This window comes from Streptomyces subrutilus, from assembly GCF_008704535.1.
GTDB classification, from domain to species: Bacteria; Actinomycetota; Actinomycetes; order Streptomycetales; family Streptomycetaceae; genus Streptomyces; species Streptomyces subrutilus.
This window is the reverse complement of the sequence record NZ_CP023701.1, coordinates 5,348,917-5,373,992: the sequence shown is the minus strand read 5'-3', so window position 1 is coordinate 5,373,992 and position 25,076 is coordinate 5,348,917. Positions and strand designations below refer to the sequence as shown.

The 25,076-nt window shown below is 73.4% G+C and carries 19 protein-coding genes; 12 read left to right on the top strand and 7 right to left on the bottom strand.

Annotated features, from left to right (window positions below; translation table 11 throughout):
• The first annotated feature begins 92 nt into the window (after positions 1-92).
• The 5 genes from CP968_RS23765 to CP968_RS23745 all read left to right on the top strand — a co-directional run bounded on the left by CP968_RS23765 (position 93) and on the right by CP968_RS23745 (position 6,409).
• A complete protein-coding gene (locus CP968_RS23765; protein WP_150519925.1) occupies positions 93-1,298 on the top strand; it encodes a bifunctional adenosylcobinamide kinase/adenosylcobinamide-phosphate guanylyltransferase in 1,206 nt (401 codons plus the stop codon).
• A 73-nt stretch (positions 1,299-1,371) separates the two neighbouring features.
• Positions 1,372-2,445, top strand: coding sequence for a nicotinate-nucleotide--dimethylbenzimidazole phosphoribosyltransferase (cobT, locus tag CP968_RS23760; protein ID WP_150519924.1), 1,074 nt, complete (start codon positions 1,372-1,374; stop codon positions 2,443-2,445).
• A gap of 83 nt (positions 2,446-2,528) precedes the next feature.
• Positions 2,529-4,421, top strand: coding sequence for a phosphatidylglycerol lysyltransferase domain-containing protein (locus CP968_RS23755; RefSeq protein ID WP_150519923.1), 1,893 nt, complete (start codon positions 2,529-2,531; stop codon positions 4,419-4,421).
• Complete coding sequence (locus CP968_RS34425; protein WP_229886355.1) at positions 4,418-5,125, top strand: hypothetical protein; 708 nt, start codon at positions 4,418-4,420, stop codon at positions 5,123-5,125. Before CP968_RS23755 ends, CP968_RS34425 begins: the two co-directional genes overlap by 4 nt.
• Before the next feature lie 48 nt (positions 5,126-5,173).
• A complete protein-coding gene (locus tag CP968_RS23745; protein ID WP_373304064.1) occupies positions 5,174-6,409 on the top strand; it encodes a sensor histidine kinase in 1,236 nt (411 codons plus the stop codon).
• Between the two features lie 43 nt (positions 6,410-6,452).
• Here CP968_RS23745 and CP968_RS23740 read toward each other — a convergent pair whose 3' ends face one another.
• From CP968_RS23740 to CP968_RS23720, 5 genes are all read right to left on the bottom strand, one after another.
• Entirely contained in the window at positions 6,453-7,286 is an 834-nt protein-coding gene (locus CP968_RS23740) for an endo alpha-1,4 polygalactosaminidase (protein WP_150519922.1), read from the bottom strand.
• Entirely contained in the window at positions 7,283-7,945 is a 663-nt protein-coding gene (locus CP968_RS23735) for a spherulation-specific family 4 protein (protein WP_150519921.1), read from the bottom strand. The genes CP968_RS23740 and CP968_RS23735 overlap by 4 nt, the downstream gene beginning before the upstream one ends.
• A gap of 96 nt (positions 7,946-8,041) precedes the next feature.
• On the bottom strand, positions 8,042-9,613 hold the full coding sequence (locus tag CP968_RS23730) for a hypothetical protein (RefSeq protein ID WP_150519920.1): 1,572 nt from the start codon (positions 9,611-9,613) through the stop codon (positions 8,042-8,044).
• Entirely contained in the window at positions 9,610-11,124 is a 1,515-nt protein-coding gene (pelF, locus tag CP968_RS23725) for a GT4 family glycosyltransferase PelF (protein WP_150519919.1), read from the bottom strand. Before pelF ends, CP968_RS23730 begins: the two co-directional genes overlap by 4 nt.
• 104 nt (positions 11,125-11,228) lie before the next feature.
• Complete coding sequence (locus tag CP968_RS23720; RefSeq protein ID WP_150519918.1) at positions 11,229-13,259, bottom strand: hypothetical protein; 2,031 nt, start codon at positions 13,257-13,259, stop codon at positions 11,229-11,231.
• A gap of 346 nt (positions 13,260-13,605) precedes the next feature.
• Here CP968_RS23720 and CP968_RS23715 point away from each other — a divergent pair, with 346 nt between their 5' ends.
• The 6 genes from CP968_RS23715 (at position 13,606) to CP968_RS23690 (ending at position 23,007) form a co-directional block, all read left to right on the top strand.
• A complete protein-coding gene (locus CP968_RS23715) occupies positions 13,606-15,132 on the top strand; it encodes a leucyl aminopeptidase (protein WP_150519917.1) in 1,527 nt (508 codons plus the stop codon).
• 323 nt (positions 15,133-15,455) lie between these two features.
• Positions 15,456-16,844, top strand: a complete 1,389-nt coding sequence (gene lpdA / locus CP968_RS23710; protein ID WP_150519916.1) for a dihydrolipoyl dehydrogenase — start codon at positions 15,456-15,458, stop codon at positions 16,842-16,844.
• A gap of 57 nt (positions 16,845-16,901) precedes the next feature.
• Complete coding sequence (gene sucB, locus CP968_RS23705; RefSeq protein WP_150519915.1) at positions 16,902-18,686, top strand: 2-oxoglutarate dehydrogenase, E2 component, dihydrolipoamide succinyltransferase; 1,785 nt, start codon at positions 16,902-16,904, stop codon at positions 18,684-18,686.
• A 132-nt stretch (positions 18,687-18,818) separates the two neighbouring features.
• Positions 18,819-19,442 carry a GntR family transcriptional regulator gene (locus CP968_RS23700; RefSeq protein WP_150522086.1) on the top strand — a complete coding sequence of 208 codons (624 nt, stop codon included), beginning with the start codon at positions 18,819-18,821 and terminating at the stop codon, positions 19,440-19,442.
• Between the two features lie 243 nt (positions 19,443-19,685).
• Complete coding sequence (aceE, locus tag CP968_RS23695; RefSeq protein ID WP_150519914.1) at positions 19,686-22,370, top strand: pyruvate dehydrogenase (acetyl-transferring), homodimeric type; 2,685 nt, start codon at positions 19,686-19,688, stop codon at positions 22,368-22,370.
• Positions 22,371-22,488: 118 nt separating this feature from the next.
• Positions 22,489-23,007: a DUF4240 domain-containing protein gene (locus tag CP968_RS23690; protein WP_150519913.1), complete on the top strand. Its 519-nt coding sequence runs from the start codon at positions 22,489-22,491 to the stop codon at positions 23,005-23,007.
• Between the two features lie 84 nt (positions 23,008-23,091).
• Here the strand turns inward: CP968_RS23690 and CP968_RS23685 are convergent, their stop codons facing one another.
• On the bottom strand, positions 23,092-23,862 hold the full coding sequence (locus tag CP968_RS23685) for an SDR family NAD(P)-dependent oxidoreductase (protein ID WP_150519912.1): 771 nt from the start codon (positions 23,860-23,862) through the stop codon (positions 23,092-23,094).
• An 86-nt stretch (positions 23,863-23,948) separates the two neighbouring features.
• Between CP968_RS23685 and CP968_RS23680 the strand changes: the two genes are divergently transcribed.
• Positions 23,949-24,611 carry a TetR/AcrR family transcriptional regulator gene (locus CP968_RS23680; RefSeq protein WP_150519911.1) on the top strand — a complete coding sequence of 221 codons (663 nt, stop codon included), beginning with the start codon at positions 23,949-23,951 and terminating at the stop codon, positions 24,609-24,611.
• Here the strand turns inward: CP968_RS23680 and CP968_RS23675 are convergent.
• Entirely contained in the window at positions 24,605-24,991 is a 387-nt protein-coding gene (locus CP968_RS23675) for a hypothetical protein (RefSeq protein ID WP_150519910.1), read from the bottom strand. The genes CP968_RS23680 and CP968_RS23675 overlap by 7 nt on opposite strands.
• Positions 24,992-25,076: the final 85 nt, after the last annotated feature.

The following is a 25,076-nucleotide window of genomic DNA, read 5'->3' as shown; positions in this document are numbered from 1 at the left end:
TCCGCCTCCGTTGCTCGTCCGCTTCTCGCCTTGAGTCTGCCCGCAGAGTAACCGGGCGCGCACCACTCCCGCGGACGCGGGAGGATCATCCTGTGGAACTCACTCTGCTCGGCACCGGCACACCCGAGGGGCTGCCCCGCCCCGGCTGTCCCTGCGCGGCCTGCGCCGTCTCCGCGGGGCCCCGTTCCCGCGCCGCCACGTCCGTGCTCGTCGACGGCGCGCTGCTGCTCGACCTGACGCCCGGGGCCGCGCCGGCCGGCGTACGGGCGGGGCGCTCGCCGGCCGGCGTACGGCAGGTCCTGCTGACCCACCCGCACGACGGCCCCCCGGTGGAGCTGCCGCCCGGGCTGCCGGCCGCCGGGCGGGTGCCGGACGGGCGGGAGCTGGCGGTGATCTCCGGGCACCGGGTGCGGGCGGTGGCGATGGACGCGCCGGGCACGGGGTACGAGGTGATCGGGCCGGACGGCGGCCGGCTGCTGTACCTGCCGCCCGGCGGGGCGCCGGCCGGGATCGGCGGGACGACCGGGCAGCGCCCGTACGCCGTGGTCCTCGCGGACGTGCTCGGCCGGCCCGAGGCGCTGGCCCGGCTGCGGGCGAGCGGCGCGGTGGGCCCGGCCACGGACGTGATCGCGGTGCACCTGGACCACGACACCCCGCCGGGGCGGGAGCTGGAGCGCCGGTGCGCGGCCGCGGGGGCCAGGGCGGTGGCGGACGGCACCACCGTGGTCGTCGGGGAGCGGCGGCCGGGGCCCGGAGCACCGCGCCGGACGCTGGTGCTGGGCGGGGCCCGCTCGGGCAAGTCCTTCGAGGCGGAGCGGCGGCTGGGCGCTTTCCCCGAGGTGGTCTACGTGGCCACCGGCGGCGCCCGCGACGGGGACGCGGAGTGGGCCCACCGGGTGGGTCTGCACCGGGAGCGGCGGCCGGCCGGCTGGCGGACCGCGGAGACCTGCGACCTGGTGCCGCTGCTGGCGGAACAGGGGCCACCGCTGCTGATCGACTGCCTGGCGCTGTGGCTCACCGACGCGATGGACCGGGCCGGGGCCTGGGACGACGACGTGTGGGAGAAGGGCGGCCGGCGGGAACTGGGCGAGCGCACCGCCGCGTTGGCGGCGGCGGTGCGCGCGACCCGGCGCCCGGTGGTGCTGGTCAGCAACGAGGTGGGCGCGGGGGTCGTCCCGGCGACCTCCTCCGGACGGCGGTTCCGCGACGAACTGGGCCGGCTGAACAACGCGGTGGCGGCCGAGTGCGAACAGGTGCTGCTGGTGGTCGCCGGGCAGGTGCTGGTGCTGAAGGAGTGAGCCGGGCGGCGGGACGTGGCCGATCCGCACCACGCCCCAAGGGGAGGGCCTCACCGGCTGTACTCTCTGGCAGATGAGCACGCTGAATCTCGACGACTTCTCCGATCTGATCGAGCGCCCCGACGGGGGCGTCCGGCGTGATGCCGAGGACCGCCGTGAACGGCTGGCCGTGCCGCCCGGTGCGCTGGGCCGGCTCGACGAGCTCGCCGAGTGGCTCGCCGCCGCCCAGGGGCGGGTGCCGGTCCGGCCGATCGAGCGGCCCCGCGTCGTGCTGTTCGCGGCCGACCACGGCATCGCGGCCCAGGGCGTCTCCGCCCGGGCCGCCGGCAGCGGGTACGAGCTGGTGCGGTCCGTGCTCGACGGCACCAGCCCGGTCTCGATCCTGGCCGGCCGGCTGGGCGCCCCCGTACGGATCGTCGACGCGGGTCTGGACTGCGATCCCGGGCTGCTGCCCGAGGAGGTGGTGCGCCACCGCGTCCGGCGCGGCAGCGGCCGGATCGACGTGGAGGACGCGCTCACCCCCGAGGAGGCCGAGGCCGCGCTGCGGCTCGGCGTGCGGATCGCCGACGAGGAGGCGGACGCGGGCACCGACCTGGTCGTCCTCGGGGACCTCAGCGTGGGCGGGACCACGGTGGCCGCCACCCTGGTCGCCGCCCTCTGCGGCACCGACGCCTCCGTGGTCACCGGCCGCGGCGGCGCGCCCATCGACGACCTGGCCTGGATGCGCAAGTGCGCGGCGATCCGCGACGCGCTGCGCCGGGCCCGCCCGGTCCTCGGGGACCAGGTGGCGCTGCTGGGCGCGGTCGGCGGCGCGGACGTGGCCGCGATCACCGGCTTCCTGCTCCAGTGCGCGGTGCGCCGCACCCCGGTCATCCTGGACGGCATCGTCTCGGCGGCCTGCGGGCTGGTGGCCCAGCGGGCCGCGTTCCGCGCGCCCGACTGGTGGCTGGCCGGGCAGGCGAGCGGCGAGCCGGGCCAGGCGAAGGCACTGGACCGGATGGCGCTCAACCCCGTGCTCGACCACGGCGTCACAGTGGGGGAAGGAACGGGGGCGCTGCTGGCCCTCCCGCTGGTCCAGGCGGCCGCCGCGCTCGCGGCGGAACTCCCGGAGCGGGTGGAGCGGGTGGAAGAGGAACCGACCGAGTAGGCCACCGGGGCCCGCGGTCCTGACCAAGCCGTGGTCCCGGACCGGCCCACGACGGACTGCGACGCCCCATATGATCGCTTTTTATGGGAGAGGTCCGTTTGACCAGCGTAGAGACCGACCGCGACGCCGTACAGGCACCCGGCTCGGCAACGGCACGGAAAGAGGCCGGCGACAGCGCCGGCAGGGCTGCGGGGGGCGGCCGGGAGACCGGCCGGGGGACCGCCCGCTCACGACGCGGTGCGGCGTTTGCCGTCTGGTACCTGCGCGCCGTCACCTTCGTCAACTTCCTGAGCGCGGTGTGGCTCTCCCTCGGGCAGGACCTGCGGCGGCACAACACCGAGGACTTCTACACCCCCTACCTGCTGACGGCCGGCTTCGCCTCCGGCCTGTTCTCGCTGCTGCTGGCCGTCACCATGGGACGCCGCAAGCGCGCCGCCTGGATCCTGAACCTGGTGCTCGGCGGGGCGTTGCTGCTGGCCTTCGCCACCGCGGCCTTCGCGCCGTGCACCCAGGGCGACCTCAACCTCTGCTACCCGGAGTTCCGCGGCCACGCGCAGAACTGGGTGTCCCTCGGTCTGACGGCCGCCTTCGTCGGCTCCCTGTGGCTGGGCCGCCGCGAGTTCTACGCGCGCGGCGACCGCTCCAACCCGGCGCTCGCCACCGTCGTCGCCGCCGTCGGTCTGCTGGTCACCTCGCTGGTCGCGGCGCTGCTCGTCGGCGCCACCAACACCCATCCCGACAGCGCGGACGCCACCTTCCTGGCCCGCTGGCGGTACGGGGCGATGCGGCTGGTCACGCTGGCCCCGGACGCCCAGGCCTCCCGGACCATCACCACGCCCGGCTGGGTGGACGTCTTCGTCAACGTGATGTCGATGCTGCTGCTGCTCGCCGTGCTGTTCGCCGCCTTCCGCTCGCGGCGCGCCGTCGACCCGCTCTCCGTCGAGGACGAGGAGCGGCTGCGGGCGCTGCTGTCCCGGCAGGGCGACCGCGACTCGCTCGGCTACTTCGCGCTGCGCCGCGAGAAGTCCGTGGTCTGGTCCCCCACCGGGAAGGCCGCGGTCACCTACCGGGTCGTGGGCGGCGTCTCGCTGGCCTCCGGCGACCCCATCGGCGACCCGGAGGCCTGGCCCGGCGCCATCGAGCCGTGGCTGGCCGAGGCCCGCGAGCACGGCTGGGTGCCGGCCGTGATGGGGGCCAGCGAGGAGGCCGGGCAGATCTACGCGCGGCACGGCCTGGACGCGCTGGAGCTGGGGGACGAGGCGATCGTCGAGACGGCCGAGTTCACCCTGGAGGGCCGTGCGATGCGGACCGTCCGGCAGGCGTACAACCGCGTCAAGCGGGCCGGTTACACGGTCCGCATCCGCCGTCACGCCGACATCCCCGCCGAGGAGATGGACGAGCTGCTGCGGCGCGCCGACGACTGGCGCGACGGGGCCACCGAGCGCGGGTTCTCGATGGCGCTGGGCCGGCTGGGTGATCCCGGCGACGGCCAGTGCGTGATGCTGGAGTGCACCGACGGCAACGGCGACCTGCGGGCGGTGCTGTCCTTCGTGCCGTGGGGCCCCAAGGGCCTGTCGCTGGACCTGATGCGCCGTGACCGGGACTCCGAGAACGGCCTGATGGAGTTCATGGTCATCGAACTCCTGGAGCGCTCCAAGGAGATCGGGGTCACCCAGGTCTCGCTGAACTTCGCGATGTTCCGGTCCGTCTTCGAGCGCGGTTCGCGGCTCGGCGCCGGTCCGGTGCTGCGGATGTGGCGTTCGCTGCTGAGCTTCTTCTCCCGCTGGTGGCAGATCGAGTCCCTCTACCGGGCCAACGCCAAATACCGGCCGATCTGGGAACCGCGGTTCATGCTCTTCGAGAAGAGTTCGGACCTGCTGCGGATCGGCATCGCCGCGGGCCGGGCCGAGGGCTTCCTGGAAGCTCCCGGCCTGCCGAAGTGGCTGCACCGCAGACACCTGGAGACCCGTCGTTGACAGCGCGGACCACCACCCCACTGCGCCGGTTCGCCCGGCGCGAGTGGGGTCCCCTGTTCTGGACCGTCCGGGACGCGCTCGTCCACGACCGGTGGCGGGCCGTCCCGATGACCCTCGGGGCGGTGTGTCTGACCTCGGTCTTCCAGATCGTGCAGAACACCCCCTGGGGCTTCCAGCCGGTCCAGAACCTGGGGTCCGTCAAAGCCGCCGACCCGCTCTGGCTCGCCCTGCTCCGCACCCCCCTGTCGCTGTTCGTGCCCGCCCTCGACCTGCCCGTCTGGGGGGCGCTGGCGCAGGTCCTGCTCGTCTTCGGGATCTCCGAGATCTGCATCGGCTGGTGGCGCACGCTGCTCATCGGCTACATCGCCACCCTCGCCGGCACCACGTACGCGCGGATCGGGCTCTCGCTCAGCCCCGAGCACCCCTTCGGCCTGCCGCTCTCCGACCGGATCGTCAACGACACCGGGCCCTCGGCGGCGGTGGTGGGCCTCGCCCTCTACGTCTGCTGGCGCTACCGGGCGTACCTGACCGGTGCCCTGGTGGTGCTGGTGATGATCGGCGAGGTGCTGGTCAAGGACAACCTGGCGGGCAAGGAGCACCTGGCGGCCATCGCGGCCGTGATGCTCGTCTGCGTGGTGCGGGCCGCGTGGGGTCCCGCCCCCGCCCCGCCGCACCGGCTCCCTCCCCCGGTGGACGGCGGTTAGCACGTCCGGGCCGGCCGGGCCGCCCGCGGCAGGCCGTACGGTATCGGGGTGACGACACACCTCGGGCCGTTCGCGCCCACCCGGCGGTGGATGCGGGCCCACCCGCTCGCCACCGACGCCGCGCTGGCCCTCGGGGCGTTCGTCTCCATGGTCTTCGGCTCCTTCGCCGACCCGCACGGCCCGCACGGGCCCACCTTCGGCACGCGCACCCCCGAGGCGTTCTCCCTGCTGCTGATGCTGCTCGGCGCGGCGGCCCTGGTGCTGCGGCGCCGCAGGCCCCGGGCCGTCCTGGCCGCGACCTGCGTCCTGTCCCTGCTGGAGCTGACCACCGGGGAGCCGCGGGCCCCCGTCGTGATGTGCGCGGTGATCTCGCTGTACACGGTCGCGGCCCGCACCGACCGGCCCACGACCTGGCGGATCGGCCTGCTCACCATGGCCGGGCTGACGGGCGTGGCCATGCTGGCCGGGCCGCTGCCCTGGTACGCGCAGGAGAACCTCGGCATCTTCGCCTGGACCGGCATGGCCGCGGCGGCCGGGGACGCGGTGCGCAGCCGGCGGGCCTTCATCGACGCGATCCGGGAGCGGGCCGAGCGGGCCGAGCGCACCCGCGAGGAGGAGGCCCGGCGGCGGGTCGCCGAGGAGCGACTGCGGATCGCCCGGGACCTGCACGACGTGGTGGCCCACCACATCGCCCTGGTCAACGTGCAGGCCGGGGTGGCCGCGCACGTCATGGACAAGCGCCCCGACCAGGCCAAGGAGGCCCTGGCCCACGTACGGGACGCCAGCCGGTCGGCGCTGAACGAGCTGCGGGCCACCGTCGGACTGCTGCGCCAGTCCGGTGACCCCGAGGCGCCCACCGAGCCGGCGCCCGGGCTGGCCGTCCTGGACGCGCTGGTGGACACCTTCCGCCATGCGGGCCTGCCCGTGGAGGTGATCGTCCAGCTCGCGCACGCGGGCGCCGACCCGCTGCCGGCCGCCGTGGACCTGGCGGCGTACCGGGTGATCCAGGAGGCGCTGACCAACGTGCGCAAGCACGCCGGGGCGGGGGCCCGCGCCGAGGTCAGCGTGGTGCGGGTGGGTCCCTCGGTGGAGGTGACCGTACTGGACGACGGCGGCGCGGCCCCCGTGCCCGCGACCGCCCCGCATCCGGAGCCGGCCGACCCGGGCGGCGGCCACGGGCTGCTCGGCATGCGCGAGCGGGCGGGCGCGCTCGGCGGCTCGTGCTTCGCCGGGCACCGGTACGGCGGCGGCTACCGGGTGCACGCCGTGCTGCCGGTGCAGTAGTCCGGGGCCGTGCGGCAGCGGGACGGCGGGGGCCCGGCGCCGCTCAGCAGGCCTTGCGCCAGGCACCGAGCCCGTACCTCTTCTCCAGGGAGCTGAGCCCCAGCTCCCTGGACCGGTCGCAGAAGCGGTCCGCCGCCAGCTCGTACTCCACGTGGAAGACGGCCTTGCCCGCCGCCGTGAACGGGGTCAGCCGGTCGCACTCGCGGTACTGCGCGCACTGCTCGTTGACGGCGAAGTCGAAGTCGCCGACGAGCTCCGGGACCTGGTCGAGGTCGTTCTTCAGCCCCACGGCCAGCCCCCGCTCGTGGGCCAGCCTGGCGATCAGCCGGTTGTACGCGAGCTGGTCCGCGGCGGTGAGCGGGAAGCCGGTGGCGTTGCGGTAGCCGTCCATGTTGTCCGGCTCCACCGCGTCGAAGCCCTTGTCGCGGCACATGTCGAACCGCGCCGCGATCAGCGGCTCCAGCTCGGCCGGCCGCCGGATGTCGAGCCAGCGCTCGCCCTCCCAGCCGTTGCCCCGGCCCAGCAGCGCCTTCGGGAAGGCGTCCGCGTCGGGGCGGAAGTCCTCCCAGGCTCCGGTGGACAGGTAGCAGATGGTCTTGCGCCCGGCCTTCGCGAGCGCGGCGACCTGCTCCTTGGTGGTGGTGAACCCGTCGACGTCGTAGACCGGCGCGTTCACCGACAGGTCCAGCCGGCCGGTCAGCTGCCACTGCCAGCCCACCCCGGGCGGCGGCTGCCAGCGCTCGCCCGGCGCCTGGTCGGGCCACGGGTAGGGCGCCCCGTCGGCGTCCTCCTCGTCCGGCGGAGCCGTGCACGCGGCGAGCAGCAGGAGCGGTACGAGCCACAGCAGGCGCGGGCGCGGGAGGCGCAGGCGGCTCATCCGGCCGCCTCCAGCGCGTACGGGAGGGTCCCCCACGGGTGCGCGCCGCTCCCGGTGACCGCGCAGTGCACCCCCGCTCCGCGCTGGGCCGCGAGCTCCCCGGCGAGTTCCGCGGCGGAGGCGCCCGGCGGGACGGCGTAGACCAGGTGGCAGAAGCGCTGCGCGGGGTGGTCCGCGGTCCACGGCGGGGCGGCGGCCGCGTCGCGGTAGGCGTCCCAGGGGCCCTCGAAGGTGACGAGCAGGTCGGCGAGTTCGGCGTACCCGGGATGCGGGTGCACCCCGTGGTTGAGCACGAGGGTGTGCGCGCCCGCGGCCCGGGCCGCGACGCAGAGCCGCCCGTAGTGGGGCAGCAGGTCCGGGTCAGAGGATGCCTGGTCGAGGAAGGCCCCGTCGGTGGCGTACCAGTCGCGGTGGCGCAGCAGGTCATGGACCACCGCCGCGTGCGGGCGCCGCCCGTAGTCGGTGTCGGCGTACCCGAGGACGGGCACCCCGGCCTCGCGCAGCCGCCGCGCGACCGCGGCGAACCGTTCGTCGGGGGCGTCTCCCGGCCCGCTGTCCGGGTTGAGCACCACCGAGTGGAGCCGTCCGGCGGACCGGATGAGCCGCTCCCAGGCCTCGGGGCGGTCGGCGGGATGCTCGTACAGGGGCACCAGCAGCATGGGTCCATCTCCTCGTACGGGGTCACGGGTGCGGGGTCAACGGGGTGCGGGGCCGGGGTCGCGGGGGCGGCCGCGGGTACGGGTCCGCGCGGGCGCTCACCGGTGCGCCGTGGCGCGGCCGAGGAGCAGGCAGACCAGGGCGGCCAGGGCGGCGGCCGCGGCGCCCGCCACCACCAGCTGGACCGTGCGCGGCTGCCCCGCCCCGGTGAGCAGGGCGAGGCTCTGCGCGACGGCCGCCGCGGCGCAGACGACGGCGGCGGGCCGGACCGCGCCGAAGGACTGCAGGAGCAGCCCGGTCCACATCACGGTGCCGAGCAGCAGCAGGGTGGCCGTCCGGACCCCCGTGAGGCCGGGGGCGCCCGGCCAGAGCAGGGTGCCGGTGGCGCCCAGGGCCGTCAGCACCAGCAGGTAGCCGGCGAGGCAGCGGGCGAGGGTGGTGAGCATCCGGCGCCGGAAGCCGCGGGGCGAGCGGGCCGCCCGCAGTCCGGCGAGGCTGCCGCTGCGGAACCGGTGGAGCAGCCATTCGGCGGGGCCCATGCTGAGGGTGAGGGCCACCGCGGAGGGGGCGGCGACGGCCTCGGCGGGGCCGCCGGCGAGCACCTCACCGAGGGCCGCGTACAGCACGAGCAGGCCGGTGCCGAGGCCGAAGACCCCGTACGGCACCGAGTCCCCGAGCCGGGGCCCGCGCGGGGTGCGCTCCTCCTCGGCCCCGCGCAGCACCCGCCAGCGCACCGGCCCGGCGCCCGGCCGGCGCCCCGCCCGTCCCCTCCCGCGCGCCGCGGCCGCGCGCACCGCGCCGGCGACGGGCAGCTCCCGTACGGCCAGGGCGCAGGCGGCGGCCAGGGACACGGCGAGCAGGGCGGTGCGGACCGGCACCGGGAGGTCGGCGAACAGCGCGAGCACCGCCCCCGCGGCCATCGGCGCGAGCGCGGCGAGCAGCAGCCGCTCCCGGCCGAGGACGAGCAGGACGGTGGCGGCGCCGACGTACAGGGACTGCCCGGCGGCGAAGACGTACGAGAAGGGCGGCCCGCCGGGCACCGACAGTGCGGCGGCGGTGCCCAGCAGGGCTCCGGCGGGGGCCCCGGCGAGCAGGGTCCGCCCGGCGGCGGCACGGTCGCCGAGGCCGAGCCGGGAGTAGGCCCGGTGCGAGAGGGTCTGGTCCCAGACCCAGCCGATGAGCGCGCCGGCGAGCAGGGTCAGGGTGCCGGCGGGCAGCCCGAGCCGGTCCTTCGGGCCGTCGAGCAGGGGCGCGCCGAGCACGTAGGCCAGGCCGGGCAGGGCGAAGACCACTCCGCGCAGCAGACAGGCGGTGAGGGAGACCTTCCAGGGGTCGGGGGCGCCCTCGGGCTCCGGGAAGGAGCGGGGCACCCGGCGGTAGAGGTCCTCGGCGAGGGCGAAGGAGTCGCGGCGGCCGTAGGTGAGCCGGATGTACTCGTCGGTCATGCCGTCGGATTCGAGGACGGCGGCTATCTCGTCGGGGTGCACGGCGGAGGCGACGAACCCGCCCAGCCGGTCGGCGAGTTCGTCCATCGGGTCGGCGCCCGGTGCGGCCGGGGCCGCGGCGACGGCGGCGGTGCGCCGGGGCCGCGGGACGGCCGGGAGCGCGCCGCGGGCGGCCGGGCGGCCGTCCTCCCGGCCGGGGTCCTTGAGCCAGAGCGATCCGCTCACCACGGGCTCCCGTCGGCGGCGAGTTCGCGGTACCAGGGGGCGGCGAGCCGCTGTGTCCAGCCGTCGCCCTCGTGGACGGGCAGGACGGGCTGGTCGGCGAGTTCCCGGTAGATGTGCCGGAAGCCGTCCACGGACTGGTGGAGGGTGAACTTCTCCACCACCCGCTGCCGGGACATCCGGCCGAGCTCGGCGCGGCGGGCGTCGTCGCGGAGCAGGGCGAGGGTGGCGCGGGCCATGGTCTCGGGCTCGCGCGGCGGGACGACCAGGCCGGTGTCGCCGACGGCCTCGCGGACCCCGCCGACGTCGGTGGAGACGGTGGTGCGGCCGCAGGACATGGCCTCGATGATGCTGAAGGGGAAGCCCTCGCTGATGGAGGAGAGCATCACGACGGAGCCGGCCGCGTAGGCCCGGGCCACCTGCTCGATGCGGCCCTCGTAGGTGATGCCGTCGCCGACGCCGAGTTCGGCGGCCAGCTTCTCCAGGCGCAGCTTGTACTCCTCGCAGCCGGCCGGGACCGGTCCGAAGAGCCGCAGCCGCAGGGCGGGCAGCTCCTCGCGCATGAAGGCATAGGCGCGGATGAGGGTTTCGAGGTCCTTGATCGGGTCGATCCGGCCGCACCAGCTGAGGGTGGGCACCTCGGGCTCGGGTCCCGCGTCGGGGAAGGCGTGCGGGTCGACGCCGTTGTACACGGTGCGGATCCGGTCGGTCGCGGCGCCCCCGCGCTCCTCCCAGCGGCGGTTGTACTGGTTGCACGGGGTGATCAGGTCGGCCCGCCGGTACCCCTCGGTGTTGAGCTCGCGGTAGAAGCCGAGCACGAGGGCCTTGACGGGCCAGCGCTGGGCCTCGCTGCGGTAGCCGAGGTAGCGCTCGCGCAGGTAGATGCCGTGCTCGGTGAGGAGGAAGGGCACCTTGTCGAGGTAGGCGGCGGCGAGCGCGGGGAGGGTGGCCAGGCCGCTGCTGACGGCGTGCGCGACGCTGTCGGGCGGGATGCGGACGGCGAGCGGGCGCAGCGCGTGTTCCAGCAGGTCGGTGGCGGTGAGCGCGTCGTGGATGGTGGGGCGGGCCGCGGCGGTGGCCAGGCCGGGGCGGGTCCAGAGCGTCATCAGCAGGCGGAGCGCGGACTCGGAGCGCAGGGCCGGGGCGAGCCGGCCGGCCCGGGCGAGCAGGGCCAGTTCGCGCAGGGCGGCGGAGAAGCCGCCGTGGGCCGGGTCGAGCAGGGAGTGCAGGAAGGTTTCGTACACCTCGGTGAAGCGGCGGTGGGCCCGGCCCCGCAGGGCCGAGCGGCGCCCGCGCCCGGGGGGCGGCCCCCAGAGCGGTACGGCGGTGTGCCGGTAGACGTTGCGCGGCAGGTCCCAGGTGACCGGCTCCCGTCCGGAGCCGGTCAGGGCTATGACGTTGAAGTCGACCTCCGGCATGCCGCGGACCAGCTGGTCGCACCAGGTGCTGACGCCGCCGTGGACGTGCGGGTAGGTGCCTTCGGTGAGCATGGTGACATGACGCCCATGGCTCATGCGGTGTGTCCCCCCAGGACGGAAAAGGGGCCGGCGCCCATGGGTTCGGAGCGCCGGCGCTAGGTGGTACGGGTCGCGCGTGCGGGTGACGGCTCTCGGGAGCGTCAGCCGGGCAGCCTGAGCGTGACGGCGCTCTGGAGCAGCTCGGGCGAGGTCCACGTGGAGCGCGTGCCGGCGTAGGCGGTGCCGAAGTCGGTCGTGCCGAGCAGCAGTTGCTTTCGGGTGCCGGTCGGGGCGGTGACCGGGGCGTCGACGCCGGAGGGCGCCTTGACGGTCACGGTGGTGCCGATGCGGTAGGCGGTGACCTTGTTCTCGGCGAGCGCCTTGTCCCAGGCGGCGCGGCGGCCGAGCTCGACGCCGGTGTCCTTCATGCTCTGGTTGACGATCGGCGCGCTGGGCGCGTAGAGCGTGCGGTAGGTGTCGAGGACCTGGTCGAGCACCGGGTAGAGGGTGCGGTCCTCGGCGAGGTTGGACTGGTGGACGTAGTGCGGGCGCGGGTCGTTGGCGAGGACGTGCCGCAGGGCGGTCCGGGCCTCCTGGGGGACGATGTGGTCCAGGTAGCCGGTGACCGGGTCGACCGGGGCCGGCAGGCAGGTGGAGGTCGCCGGGTTGTCCTCGCAGAGGCCGCTGCCGCCGTCGGCGCGGCTGGTGTAGATCCAGTTGTACTCGTCGGCCATCTCCGCGTTGGTGCCCGTGTTGTAGTAGACGTTCATCGGGTGGCGCGGGACGGTCAGGGCGGCGCCGACCGCGCGCTGGTCCGGTTCGCGGGAGTTGTCGCTGCCGGCCCACTTGACGCCGTTGTCGGCGAGCGCGCCGGCCAGGTTGGGGTTGTCGACGGGCTGCTGCGGCAGGGTCTTGAGGCCGGAGTGCTCGCCGGTGACCAGCTCGGTGCGGTCGGTGGTGATGCCCTTGGCGGCGGCCCAGTTGTTGTTGTCGCGGATCTGCGCGGAGATCTCGGCGCGGCTCATGTACTGGACGGCGCCCTGGGCGTTCTTGACGCAGGTCCAGGGCGAGGTGGTGGTGTCCTGGACGCAGCCGAGGAAGGGGTGCGTGTAGGTGTGGTTCATCCACCGGTACCCGGCCCGGTCGGCCACCAGCTGGGCGGTCAGCGCGTCCGTGCCGCCGTGCTCGGCCTTCCACTCCTCGCCGGCGCCCGCGTTGAAGAGCAGGTCGAGCTTGAAGTTCTTCGCGCTCTGCCACTGCGCCGCGTACCGGGCGTCGTCGGCGGTCATCCGGATGGTGCTCTCCCGGCCCTCGCCGCCGGCGCAGGCGTAGTCGCCCGGCGTGCAGTTGAGCTCCTTGCTCCAGCGGGCGTCGGGGGCGAAGACGTCGTCGACGTGGACCGCGAAGTAGTTGCGCTCCTGGCCGAGGTGGACGCCCTGGGTGAGCCATTCGACGATGCCCCGGGCGAGCAGCCGGAACTGCTGCTGGTACTGGTTGTAGCCGAAGGTGACGACCAGTTCGCTGCGCCCGTCGTGGGTGTACTCGCCGACGAGCGAGGCCCGGCCGGAGCCGACGGGGGCGTCGAGGTAGCTGGTGTAGCCGGCCCGCGGCCTGCCCATGAAGCCGTAGCTCTCGGGCACGAGGGCGGAGTTGTCCTCGAAGGTGACGGCCCCGCCCAGGTATCCGAAGGGGCCGGCCCGGCCCGCGGCGGTGACGGCGGCCCGGGTGCCGTCGAGCCGGCCGCTGTAGCCGCCGTTGTCGGTGTACTCCAGCCCGACGCCCGGGTGGGCCCAGGTGTACGCGTCGACCTGGCGGATCCCGTAGGCCGTCTCGTAGGCGGTGAGCGCCGCCATCTCGGCCGAACCCTCCCCGAACGGGTTCTCGTTGGGCAGGACCACGCCCTGGAACCTGGCGCGCGGGCGGCCGTCGACCGTGTCGCTGAGGTAGGCCGCGTTGATGACCGGGCGGCCGCTGCCGCCCAGCCGGACACGGGTGAACGGCACCCCGGTGTCGCGGAGTTCGGCGGTGATGGCCTCGACCGAGCTGCCGCCGTCGTCGACGACGAGCACCTTCAGGTCGATGCGCGGTGGCGCCGCGGCCGCCTGGGCGGTCGCGGCGGGCAGGACCACGGACACCAGGGCCGCCGCGGCCATGGCGGCGGCGACCCTGTTCATCCGGTTCTTGTTGACCATGTCGGCCTTTCCCCCCGCAGGCATCCCTCGACAGCGGCCCTGGGCGGACGGCCGGGCCGGGGAGGCACTGTGGAATCCATGCAAGGGAACCCCCTGTCCCCTTGCGAGAGTGGACCGAGTCTTTCGGACCGCGTCGGGCCGGAACGGCAAACCTGGAACAGACGCCACAGACGGGTGAACCCGTCGGCCCGATGATCGAACAACTTCCCAAACCTTCGAGTGGCGTGCGGACGAGTCCGTACGCGTAGGCTCATTTCCGGCGGCGGCCGGGCCGGAATACCATCGCCACGGATGGCCGTCCACCCACTCGGCCCACACATACATACGGAAGCGAGACCTCACCACCGTGACTGCTCTGACTCTCAGCACTGCCGGCGCGGCGACGCTGCGCGCCGACGCCCTCGTGGTCGGCGTGGCGAAGGGCCCCAAGGGCCCGGTCGCCGCCGCGGGCGCCGAGGCCGTGGACACCGCGTACGCCGGCAAGCTCGCCTCCGTGCTCGAAGCGCTCGGGGCCTCCGGCTCCGAAGGCGAGATCACCAAGCTCCCGGCCCCGGACGGCTTCAAGGTCCCGGTCGTGCTGGCGGTCGGACTCGGCTCCCTGCCGGAGACCGACGAGTCGTACGACGAGGAGGTGCTGCGCCGCGCCGCCGGCGCCGCCGCCCGCGCCCTGCACGGAGCGAAGAAGGCCGCCTTCTCCCTCCCCCTCGACGACGCGTCCGCCGTGACCGCCGTCGCCGAGGGCGCGCTGCTGGGCGCCTACGCCTTCACCGCCTACCAGGGAGGCGAGAAGAAGGCCGGGAACAACGGCCCCAAGCTGCCGCTGGCCGAGGTCGCCCTGCTGGGCGCCAAGCCGCGCGACAAGGAGCACAAGGCCGCGGCCGAGCGCGCCGCGATCGTCGCCGCCGAGGTCAACATTGCCCGCGACCTGATCAACACCCCGCCGAACGACCTCACCCCCGAGGCCTTCGCCGCCGTCGCCTCCGCGACCGCGAAGGAGAACGGCATCAAGGTCCAGGTCCTGGACGAGAAGGCCCTGGTCAAGGGCGGCTACGGCGGTCTCGTCGGCGTCGGCAAGGGCTCCGAGAACCCGCCGCGCCTGGTGAAGCTCTCCTACACGCACCCCAAGGCGGAGAAGACCCTGGCCTTCGTCGGCAAGGGCATCACCTACGACTCGGGCGGCATCTCCCTGAAGCCGGCCGGCCACAACGAGACGATGAAGTGCGACATGAGCGGCGCCGCCGCCGTGTTCGCCGCCGTCGTCGCGGCCGCGAAGCTGGGCCTGCGGGTCAACGTCACCGGCTGGCTCGCGCTCGCCGAGAACATGCCGTCGGGCTCCGCCACCCGCCCCGGTGACGTGCTGCGCATGTACAGCGGCAAGACCGTCGAGGTCCTCAACACGGACGCCGAGGGCCGCCTGGTCCTCGCGGACGCGCTGACCAAGGCGTCCGAGGAGAACCCGGACGCGATCGTCGACGTCGCCACGCTGACCGGCGCCATGGTGCTCGCCCTGGGCAACCGCACCTTCGGCATCATGGCCAACGACGACGCCTTCCGCACCTCCGTGCACGAGATCGCCGAGGAGGTCGGCGAGGCCTCGTGGCCGATGCCGCTCCCCGCGGACCTGCGCAAGAGCATGGACTCCCCCACCGCCGACCTGCAGAACATCGGCGAGCGGATGGGCGGCGGCCTGCTGGCCGGCCTCTTCCTCCAGGAGTTCGTCGGCGAGGGCATCACCTGGGCCCACCTCGACATCGCGGGCCCGGCCTTCCACGAGGGCGCGCCCTACGGCTACACCCCCAAGGGCGGCACCGGCTCCGCCGTCCGCACCCTGGTCCGGCTGGCCGAGCGCACCGCCACGGGCGACCTGGGCTGACCCGCGGACCCCACCCCGCGCCCGATGTGACGCGTGACGCACCCCGGCCCTTGATCGAACGGAGATCAAGGGCCGGGGTGCGGTCATATCCGTTCAGCTCACAACGAAATCCGTAGCTTTCTACGCACGGGTAACCACTGCTTCGGGCGGAACGACCGGCCACATCGTGGGCCCGGCGTCCCGCGTTCCCCCGACAAATGCGAAGATGGGTTCTCGGCAGGACAGGGCCCCCACCACAGGGCCGAAGAAACTAGCGGCCGATTACCAGCCGCCGCCCGGTCACAGAGGACCGGTGCCCGGCGCACATGCATGGAGGACGTGACGTGGCGAACGACGCCAGCACCGTTTTCGACCTAGTGATCCTCGGCGGTGGCAGTGGCGGTTACGCCGCGGCTCTCCGCGCGTCCCAGCTGGGTCTCGACGTTGCGCTGATCGAGAAGAACAAGCTCGGCGGCACCTGCCTGCACAACGGCTGCATCCCCACGAAGGCTCTGCTGCACGCCGGTGAGATCGCGGACCAGGCGCGCGAAGCCGCCCAGTTCGGTGTCAAGGCCTCCTTCGAGGGCATCGACATCGCGGGTGTGCACAAGTACAAGGACGAGGTCGTCTCGGGCCTGTACAAGGGCCTGCAGGGCCTGGTCGCCTCCCGCAAGGTGACCTACATCGAGGGAGAGGGCCGCCTCTCCTCCCCGACTTCCGTCGACGTGAACGGCCAGCGTGTCCAGGGCCGCCACGTCCTGCTGGCGACCGGCTCCGTGCCGAAGTCGCTGCCGGGCCTGAACATCGACGGCAACCGCATCATCTCCTCGGACCACGCGCTGGTCCTGGACCGCGTGCCGAAGTCCGCGGTCGTGCTGGGCGGCGGCGTCATCGGCGTCGAGTTCGCCTCCGCGTGGAAGTCCTTCGGCACCGACGTCACCGTCGTCGAGGGCCTCAAGCACCTCGTGCCGGTCGAGGACGAGAACAGCTCCAAGCTGCTGGAGCGCGCGTTCCGCAAGCGCGGGATCAAGTTCAACCTGGGCACCTTCTTCGACAAGGCCGAGTACACCGAGGACGGCGTCCGCGTGACGCTGGCCGACGGCAAGACCTTCGAGGCCGAGGTGCTGCTGGTGGCGATCGGCCGCGGACCGGTCTCGCAGGGCCTGGGCTACGAGGAGCAGGGCGTCGCGATGGACCGCGGCTACGTGCTGGTCGACGAGTACATGCAGACCAACGTGCCGACCGTCTCGGCCGTCGGCGACCTCGTCCCGACCCTCCAGCTCGCGCACGTCGGCTTCGCCGAGGGCATCCTGGTCGCAGAGCGTCTGGCCGGTCTCAAGACCGTCCCGATCGACTACGACGGCGTCCCGCGCGTCACCTACTGCCACCCCGAGGTCGCGTCCGTCGGCATCACCGAGGCCAAGGCCAAGGAGATCTACGGCGCGGACAAGGTCGTGGCGCTGAAGTACAACCTCGCGGGCAACGGCAAGAGCAAGATCCTCAAGACCGCGGGCGAGATCAAGCTCGTCCAGGTCAAGGACGGTGCCGTGGTCGGCGTCCACATGGTCGGTGACCGGATGGGCGAGCAGGTCGGCGAGGCCCAGCTGATCTACAACTGGGAGGCTCTGCCGGCCGAGGTCGCGCAGCTCATCCACGCGCACCCGACCCAGAACGAAGCGCTCGGCGAGGCCCACCTGGCCCTGGCCGGCAAGCCGCTTCACTCCCACGACTAATCCACAGTCACGGGCGCGACGACCACTTCCGCACATTCGTTAGGAGCAACTGAAACCATGTCGGTTTCCGTAACCCTTCCGGCGCTCGGTGAGAGCGTCACCGAGGGCACTGTCACCCGCTGGCTGAAGGCCGAGGGCGAGCGCGTCGAGGCCGACGAGCCGCTGCTCGAGGTCTCGACCGACAAGGTCGACACCGAGATCCCGTCGCCCGTCTCCGGCATCCTGGCCTCCATCAAGGTCGCCGAGGACGAGACCGTCGAGGTCGGCGCCGAGCTGGCCGTCATCGACGACGGCAGCGGCGCCGCCGCCGAGTCGGCCGCTCCGGCCGCCGAGGCCCCGGCCGCCCCCGAGGCCCCGGCGCAGGAGGCCCCGCAGGCCGCTCCGTCCACCGAGGTCCCGGCCGGCTCCGAGGCTCCGGCCCCGACCGCCGACGCGGCCGCCGGCGGCGGTTCCGCCGAGGGCACCGATGTCGTGCTGCCCGCGCTGGGCGAGTCCGTCACCGAAGGCACCGTCACCCGCTGGCTGAAGCAGGTCGGCGAGTCGGTCGAGGCCGACGAGCCGCTGCTGGAGGTGTCGACCGACAAGGTCGACACCGAGATCCCGGCCCCGGTCTCCGGCACCCTGCTGGAGATCGTGGTGGGCGAGGACGAGACCGCCGAGGTCGGTGCCCGCCTGGCCGTCATCGGCGCCGCGGGCGCGGCTCCGGCCGCCGCTCCGGCCCCGGCCGCCCCGGCGCCGGCCGAGGCCGCCGCCCCGGCTCCCGCCGCTCCCGCCCCGGCCCCGGCGCCCCCCGCGGCTCCGGCTCCGGCTCCGGCTCCGGCTCCGGTCCAGGCTGCCGCTCCGGCTCCGGCCGCTCCGGCTCCGGCTCCCGCCGCCCAGGCCCCGGCCGCCCCCGCCGCTCCGGCCTCCGCCGGTGACGAGGGCGCGTACGTGACCCCGCTGGTGCGCAAGCTCGCCACGGAGTCCGGCGTGGACCTGTCCGCGGTCTCGGGCACCGGTGTCGGTGGCCGCATCCGCAAGCAGGACGTCCTGGCCGCCGCCGAGGCCGCCAAGGCCGCCGCGGCTCCGGCTCCGGCCGCCGCCCCGGCCGCCAAGGCTCCGGCCGCCGCCGCGGTGTCCGAGCTGCGCGGTCAGACGGTCAAGATGACCCGCATGCGCAAGGTCATCGGCGAGAACATGATGAAGGCCCTGCACTCGCAGGCGCAGCTCAGCTCCGTGGTCGAGGTGGACATCACCAAGATCATGAAGCTGCGCGAGAAGGCCAAGGCCGGCTTCCTCGCCCGCGAGGGCGTCAAGCTGTCCCCGATGCCGTTCTTCGTCAAGGCCGCGGCCCAGGCGCTGAAGGCCCACGCGGTCGTCAACGCCCGGATCAACGAGGCCGAGGGCACCATCACCTACTTCGACTCGGAGAACATCGGCATCGCCGTGGACTCCGAGAAGGGCCTGATGACCCCGGTCATCAAGGGTGCGGGCGACCTCAACCTGGCCGGCATCTCCAAGGCCACCGCCGACCTGGCCTCCAAGGTCCGCGGCAACAAGATCACACCGGACGAGCTGTCGGGCGCGACCTTCACCATCAGCAACACCGGCTCCCGCGGCGCCCTGTTCGACACGGTCATCGTGCCGCCGAACCAGGTCGCCATCCTGGGCATCGGTGCCACGGTGAAGCGCCCGGTCGTCATCGAAACCGCCGAGGGCACCAACATCGGCATCCGCGACATGACGTACCTGACCCTGTCCTACGACCACCGCCTGGTGGACGGCGCGGACGCGGCCCGGTACCTCTCGGCCGTGAAGGCGATCCTGGAGGCGGGCGAGTTCGAGGTCGAGCTCGGCCTGTAGCCGTTCGGCTTGTTACCAGCCTCACCATCGGCGCCCCCGTCCGGAATGCTTCCGGACGGGGGCGCCGCCGTATTGTCTACGCATCAGGCCCGCACGCCCCCTGCTCAGCCATCAGGAGATGAAGCCCCGATGATCACCCCACCCGTCGTGCACTCGCTGCGCGAGCAGATCCGCGAGCACATCGTGGAGGGGATCGTCAGCGGGCGCTGGAAGCCCGGCGAGCGGATCGTGGAGCGCCGGATCGCCGTGGAGCTGGAGGTCAGCCAGACGCCCGTGCGCGAGGCCCTGCGCGAGCTGGAGACGCTGCGGCTCATCGAGTCGGCGCCGAACAAGGGCGTGCGCGTACGGAACCTCTCGGCGGCGGACCTGGAGGAGATCTATCCGGTCCGGGCCGGCCTGGAGCAGATCGCTGCCGAGCTGGCCGCGCCCCGGCTGGCGGCCGACTGCACGGCCCTGGAGCCGCACGTGGCGGCCCTGTGGGAGGCCGACCGCAGCGAGGACGGCACCGCGCAGGTGCGGCACACGGTGGGGTTCCACCGGGAGCTGGTCCGGGCGGCCGGGAACAGCGTGCTGCTGCACACGTGGGAGAGCCTGGGCATCGAGGTGTTCACGGCCCTGTCCATCCGGTGGCTGGGAACGGTCCAGAAGTCCTACGCGGAGGAGCACGAGGCCCTCGTCGAGGCGTTCCGCAGCCAGGATCCGGAGATCGGGCTGCTGGTGAAACGGCACGTTCTGGGGTGCGCACCGCGCGCCTGACCGGGGCCGACAGCCCGGCGCCGGGCGCCGGGAATGGACCGTTTTGACCGGCACTGCGTGCCTAATTCCCTGGCACGCGGTGCCGACTTTGGTCGGATGGTCATTTTATTGTCACTTTTATTTGATCGATCATCGATCAGCGATTTACAGTCTTCGCGGGCCTCAACCAGGCCCAACGACCCTGTCCTGCCCGTCAGGGATTTCTTCACCACCTCTCCTTTGTCCGGAAGGCGGCGCACACCGATGTCCGACCCCGTAGGAAAGCTTCCGAGCGAGCTCGACCAGCTCCCGGACCGCGACACCGAGGAGACCGCCGAATGGGCGGCCTCACTCGACGCCGTCGCCCAGGCCGCCGGTACGCGCCGCGCCGAATACCTGCTCCGCCGTACGCTCCAGCACGCCGAGGCCGCCGGCCTCGCGCTGCCGAAGCTGCTGGAGACGGACTACGTCAACACCATCCCCACCGCCGCGGAGCCCGAGTTCCCCGGTGACGAGGAGATGGAAGCCCGGATCACCGCCTGGAACCGCTGGAACGCGGCCGCCATGGTGACCCGCGGCTCCAAGCACGGCGTCGGCGGCCACATCGCCACCTTCGCCTCCGCCGCGTGGCTGTACGAGACCGGCTTCCAGCACTTCTTCCGCGGGAAGGAGGCCGACGGGTCGGGCGACCAGCTCTACATCCAGGGCCACGCCTCCCCCGGCATCTACGCCCGCGCCTTCCTCGACGGCCGGATCTCCGAGCAGCAGCTCGACAACTTCCGCCAGGAGTCCGGCGGCAACGGTCTGCCGTCCTACCCGCACCCGCGGCGCCTGCCGTGGCTGTGGGAGTTCCCGACGGTCTCCATGGGCCTCGGCCCGCTGTCGGCGATCTACCAGGCGCGGTTCAACCGCTACCTGCACAACCGCAGCATCAAGGACACCGCCAACTCGCACGTCTGGGCCTTCCTGGGCGACGGCGAGATGGACGAGCCCGAGTCGACCGCGGCCCTGGCCCTCGCCTCCCGCGAGCAGCTCGACAACCTGACCTTCGTGATCAACTGCAACCTGCAGCGCCTCGACGGTCCGGTCCGCGCGAACTTCCGCGTGGTCCAGGAGCTGGAGGCCCAGTTCCGCGGCGCCGGCTGGAACGTCATCAAGTCGCTGTGGGGCTCCGCCTGGGACGAGCTGTTCCGGCTCGACACCACGGGCGCCCTGGTGCGCCGCCTGCGCGAGGTGCCCGACGCGCAGTTCCAGACGTACGCGACCCGCGACGTGGCCTACATCCGCGATCACTTCTTCGGCGCGGACCCCGCGCTCGTGCAGCTGGCCTCGGTGCTCTCCGACGCCAAGATCGCCGAGTGCTTCCACACCTCCCGCGGCGGCCACGAGCCCCGCAAGGTCTACGCCGCGTACAAGGCCGCCCTGGAGCACAAGGGCGCGCCGACGGTGATCCTCGCGCAGACCGTCAAGGGCTACACGCTGGGCGCCGGGTTCGAGTCGAAGAACGCGAACCACCAGATGAAGAAGCTGACGATCGACGAGTTCAAGAGCATGCGCGACAAGCTCGGACTCCCGATCCCGGACAGCGCCTTCGCCGACGGCCAGGTCCCCTACGGCCACCCGGGCGCGGACAGCCCCGAGGTCCGGTACCTCAACGAACGCCGTGCGGCGCTCGGCGGCCCGGCCCCGGCCCGCAAGGTCAAGCCCGTGGCCCTGCCCGCTCCGGCGGACCGCTCCTTCGCCCCGCTGCTCAAGGGCTCCGGCAAGCAGGAGATGGCCACCACCATGGCCTTCGTCCGGCTCGTCAAGGACCTGATGCGGGACAAGGAGACCGGCAGGCGCTGGGTGCCGATCGTCCCCGACGAGGCCCGCACCTTCGGCATGGAGTCGCTCTTCCCGTCGGCCGGCATCTACTCGCCGCTGGGCCAGACGTACGAGCCGGTCGACCGCGACCAGCTCATGTACTACAAGGAAGCCAAGGACGGCCAGATCCTCAACGAGGGGATCACCGAGGCCGGCGCCATGGCCGACTTCATCGCCGCCTGCACGTCGTACGCGACGCACGGCGAGCCGATGATCCCGTTCTACATCTTCTACTCGATGTTCGGCTGGCAGCGCACCGCCGACCAGATGTGGCAGCTCGCCGACCAGCTCGGCAAGGGCTTCATCGTCGGCGCCACCGCCGGCCGCACCACGCTGACCGGCGAGGGCCTGCAGCACGCGGACGGCCACTCGCACCTGATCGCGTCCACGAACCCGGCGTCGCTCAACTACGACCCGGCCTTCGCGTACGAGATCGCGGTGATCGTCAAGGACGGTCTGCGCCGGATGTACGGCGAGCAGCCGGAGGACGTCTTCTACTACCTGACGGTCTACAACGAGCCGAAGGTGCAGCCCGCGATCCCCGAGGGCGTCGAAGAGGGCATCGTCAAGGGCCTGTACCGCTTCAACACCGCGGCGGACCTCGCCGAGGCGGCCCCGGCCGCCGGGGCGCCGAAGCTGCAGCTGCTGGCGTCGGGCACGGCGATCCACTGGGCGCTCGACGCCCAGAAGCTGCTCGCCGCCGAGTGGAACGTGGCCGCCGACGTCTGGTCCGCCACCTCCTGGGGCGAGCTGCGCCGCGAGGCGCTGGAGTGCGACGAGGCGCTGCTGCGCGGCGAGGTGCGCACCCCGTACGTCACCCGCGCCCTGGAGGGCGCCGCAGGCCCGGTCCTGGCCGTGTCCGACTGGATGCGCCAGGTCCCGGACCAGATCAGCCAGTGGGTCGAGCAGGACTGGACCTCGCTCGGTACGGACGGCTTCGGCCTCTCCGACACCCGCGCGGGCGCCCGCCGCCACTTCGGCGTCGACGCCCAGTCGATCGTGGTGGCCGCGCTGGCCCAGCTCGCCCGCCGCGGCGAGGTGCCGGCGTCCTCCGTCAAGGAGGCCCGGGAGCGCTACGGCCTCTGAGGCCCCGAGCGACCGCAGGTGAAAAGGCCGGTGTCCACCCCCTCCCGGGGGCGGACACCGGCCTTTCGCACGGTGCGCGGTGGCGGTGCGGGGGCGGACCCGTGATGCTGGAGCGGTGATGGACGAGACGGAGTTCTGGGAGATCGTCGACCGTACCCGCGAGGCCGCCGACGGCGACCCCGAGGAGCACGCCGAGCTGCTCGTGGAGCGGCTGGCGCAGCTCGACCCGGACTCCGTCCTGGACTTCGCCCGGCATTTCGAGGCCCGCTACAACCGGGCCTACAGCTGGGACCTGTGGGGCGCCGCGTGGGTGCTGCTCGACGGGGCCAGCGACGACGCGTTCGACTACTTCCGCTGCTGGCTCATCGGGCAGGGCCGCGAGGTCTTCGAGGGCGGGGTGCACGACCCCGACCGGCTGGCGGAGCTCCTCGGCGAGTTCGACGACGAGATCGACGGGGACGGCGAGGAGCTGGGGTACGCGGCCGACGAGGCCTACGAGCAGCTCACCGGTTCGGCCGCGCCCGACCTGGGTGTCCCGCTGCAGCCTGCAGAGCCGGAGGGCACCCCGCTCGACTTCGAGGACGAAGCCGTGCTGGCGGAGCGCTTCCCCCGGCTCTGGGACCGCTTCAGGGGCTGAGGCGCGCGGACGGACAGGCGTGCGGCACGCGGGCCGGGCGTACGGCACGCGCAGCGACGTCGGCCGCCCACCCTCCCGGGCGGCTCAGTAGTGCGTGCCGCCGTCGACGCGGATCTCCGTGCCGGTGATGAACGCGCCGTCCTCCGAGCCCAGCATGGCGACCACGCCGGCCACCGTCTGCGGGCCGGCGAAGCCCTGGCCGAGGGCCGGGGCGAGCTTGGCGAAGAGGGACCAGTCGGTGTCCTCGGGCAGGCCGGGGCCGTTGCCGGTGGTCATGCCGCTCTCGATGGACCCGGGGGCCACGGAGACGAAGCGCAGGCCCTGCTTGCTGTACTCGGCGGCCAGCGCGTGGGTCATGGACTGGATGCCGCCCTTGCTGGCCGCGTAGGCGCTCATGTACGGGTGGGCGAAGGAGGCCGAGGTGGAGCTGAAGTTCACCACGACCGGCCGGTCGCCCGCGAGCAGCGCCGGGAGCGATTCGCGGATCATCAGGAAGGTGCCGGTGAGGTTGACCCCGATGACCGTGTTCCAGAATTCGAGCGTGGTCTGGTGGGTGTGCGCGGAGCGCAGGATGCCGGCTGCGTTGACGAGCACGTCGATCCCGCCGAGGGCGTCGACCGCGACGGCCACCCCCTCCCGGACGGCGTTCTCGTCGGATATGTCGAGCAGCGCGGTCGTGAGGCGGGCCTGGTGGCCGTCGGCCGCGGCCTGGTCGGCCGTGGCCCGCAGGCCGGTCTCGCTGACGTCGACGGCGTGGACCCGTCCGCCTTCGGAGAGGATGCGGTGCACGGTGGCGCGGCCGATGCCGGAGCCGCCGCCGGTGATGAGGACGCGACGTCCTTCGTAACGGTTCATGCCACGAGCGTACGACTGCATGACACGTTTTGCCAGGATGGCGCGGAATGCAATCCGGCACAGACGCGACCGGTACGCTTCACCCTGTGAGATCCCCCCGCCCGTACGCCCCCCAGGCCGGCCCCGGAGCCCCGTCGCTGACCGAGCGCCGCAAGGCCGCCACCCAGCTCGACATCGCCCGAGCGGCCTGCGAGCTCTTCGCCGAGCACGGCCCCGACGGCACGACGGCCGAGGACATCGCGCACCGCGCGGGCGTCGCGCTGCGCACGTTCTACCGCTACTTCCGCAACAAGCAGGAGGCCGTGGCCCCCCTGCTCGCGGGCGGCGGCGACGCCTGGCGCGCCCTGCTCGCCGAGGAGACCCCCGGCACCCCCCTCGCCGAGGCCCTGGAACGGGCCGTGACCCGGTCGCTCAGCGACTCCCAGGCGGTCGAGGAAGGGCTGGAGGTCACCCGCGGCCTGCTCCGCGCGGCCGCCACCGACCAGGCCCTGCGCGCGGTCTGGTACCGGGTGAACCAGGACTCGGAGGAGTACCTGGTCCCCGTGATCGCCCGCCTGGCCGGCCCGGAGCCGGACCCGCTGGGCGTACGGCTGCTCGCGGCGGCGGCGACGGACGCGATCCGCATCTCCCTGGAACTGTGGTCGGCCACCGACGCCCCGGTCTCCGGCCCCGGCTCACCCGCCGAACTCGCGGTCCGCTGCCTGCACGACCTCACGAGCGCGATGCCGCTGCTGCGCCGCGATCAGTGACCACCGCCGCCGCCCCGGCCGCCGGAGTCGTGGCCCCGGTCGCCGTGGTCGTGGTTCCAGCCGCCGTGGTCGCTGTCGTGCCACCCGGAGTTCCGGTGCGTGTCGTCCCGCCGGTCCGAGTCGCGCCAGTGGGAACCGTGGTTCCACGACGGGTCGTTCCAGCCGTTGTGGTCGTGGCCGTCCCAGCACCACGAGGGCCGGTGGCTCCAGTCCCGGTTGCAGCACTCGTTCCAGCGGGAGTCGCTCCGGTGGGAACACCAGCCGCCCCCGCCACCACCCCCACCACTCGTGGTGGCGGCCGAGGCACTGGCCACGGGCAGCAGTCCCAGCGTGGCCCCGGCGGCTCCGGCGATCACTGCCGCGACGATCCTTCGGCGCATCTCGATGCACCTCCGCACGTATCTCGCTCATCCGACGTCCAGCCCCTTCCCACGGTCACCCCCCACCGGCCCCCTGTCAAAGCAG

What these genes read in the sequence shown, in the direction of transcription:
- cobT (WP_150519924.1), top strand. Translation starts at nt 1,372, where the DNA reads ATGAGCACGCTGAATCTCGACGACTTCTCCGATCTGATCGAGCGCCCC.
- pelF (WP_150519919.1), bottom strand. Translation starts at nt 11,124, where the DNA reads ATGAGCCATGGGCGTCATGTCACCATGCTCACCGAAGGCACCTACCCG.
- CP968_RS23735 (WP_150519921.1), bottom strand. Translation starts at nt 7,945, where the DNA reads ATGCTGCTGGTGCCCCTGTACGAGCATCCCGCCGACCGCCCCGAGGCC.
- CP968_RS23685 (WP_150519912.1), bottom strand. Translation starts at nt 23,862, where the DNA reads ATGAACCGTTACGAAGGACGTCGCGTCCTCATCACCGGCGGCGGCTCC.
- CP968_RS23740 (WP_150519922.1), bottom strand. Translation starts at nt 7,286, where the DNA reads ATGAGCCGCCTGCGCCTCCCGCGCCCGCGCCTGCTGTGGCTCGTACCG.
- CP968_RS23755 (WP_150519923.1), top strand. Translation starts at nt 2,529, where the DNA reads ATGGGAGAGGTCCGTTTGACCAGCGTAGAGACCGACCGCGACGCCGTA.
- aceE (WP_150519914.1), top strand. Translation starts at nt 19,686, where the DNA reads ATGTCCGACCCCGTAGGAAAGCTTCCGAGCGAGCTCGACCAGCTCCCG.
- CP968_RS23675 (WP_150519910.1), bottom strand. Translation starts at nt 24,991, where the DNA reads ATGCGCCGAAGGATCGTCGCGGCAGTGATCGCCGGAGCCGCCGGGGCC.
- CP968_RS23720 (WP_150519918.1), bottom strand. Translation starts at nt 13,259, where the DNA reads ATGGTCAACAAGAACCGGATGAACAGGGTCGCCGCCGCCATGGCCGCG.
- sucB (WP_150519915.1), top strand. Translation starts at nt 16,902, where the DNA reads ATGTCGGTTTCCGTAACCCTTCCGGCGCTCGGTGAGAGCGTCACCGAG.
- CP968_RS23690 (WP_150519913.1), top strand. Translation starts at nt 22,489, where the DNA reads ATGGACGAGACGGAGTTCTGGGAGATCGTCGACCGTACCCGCGAGGCC.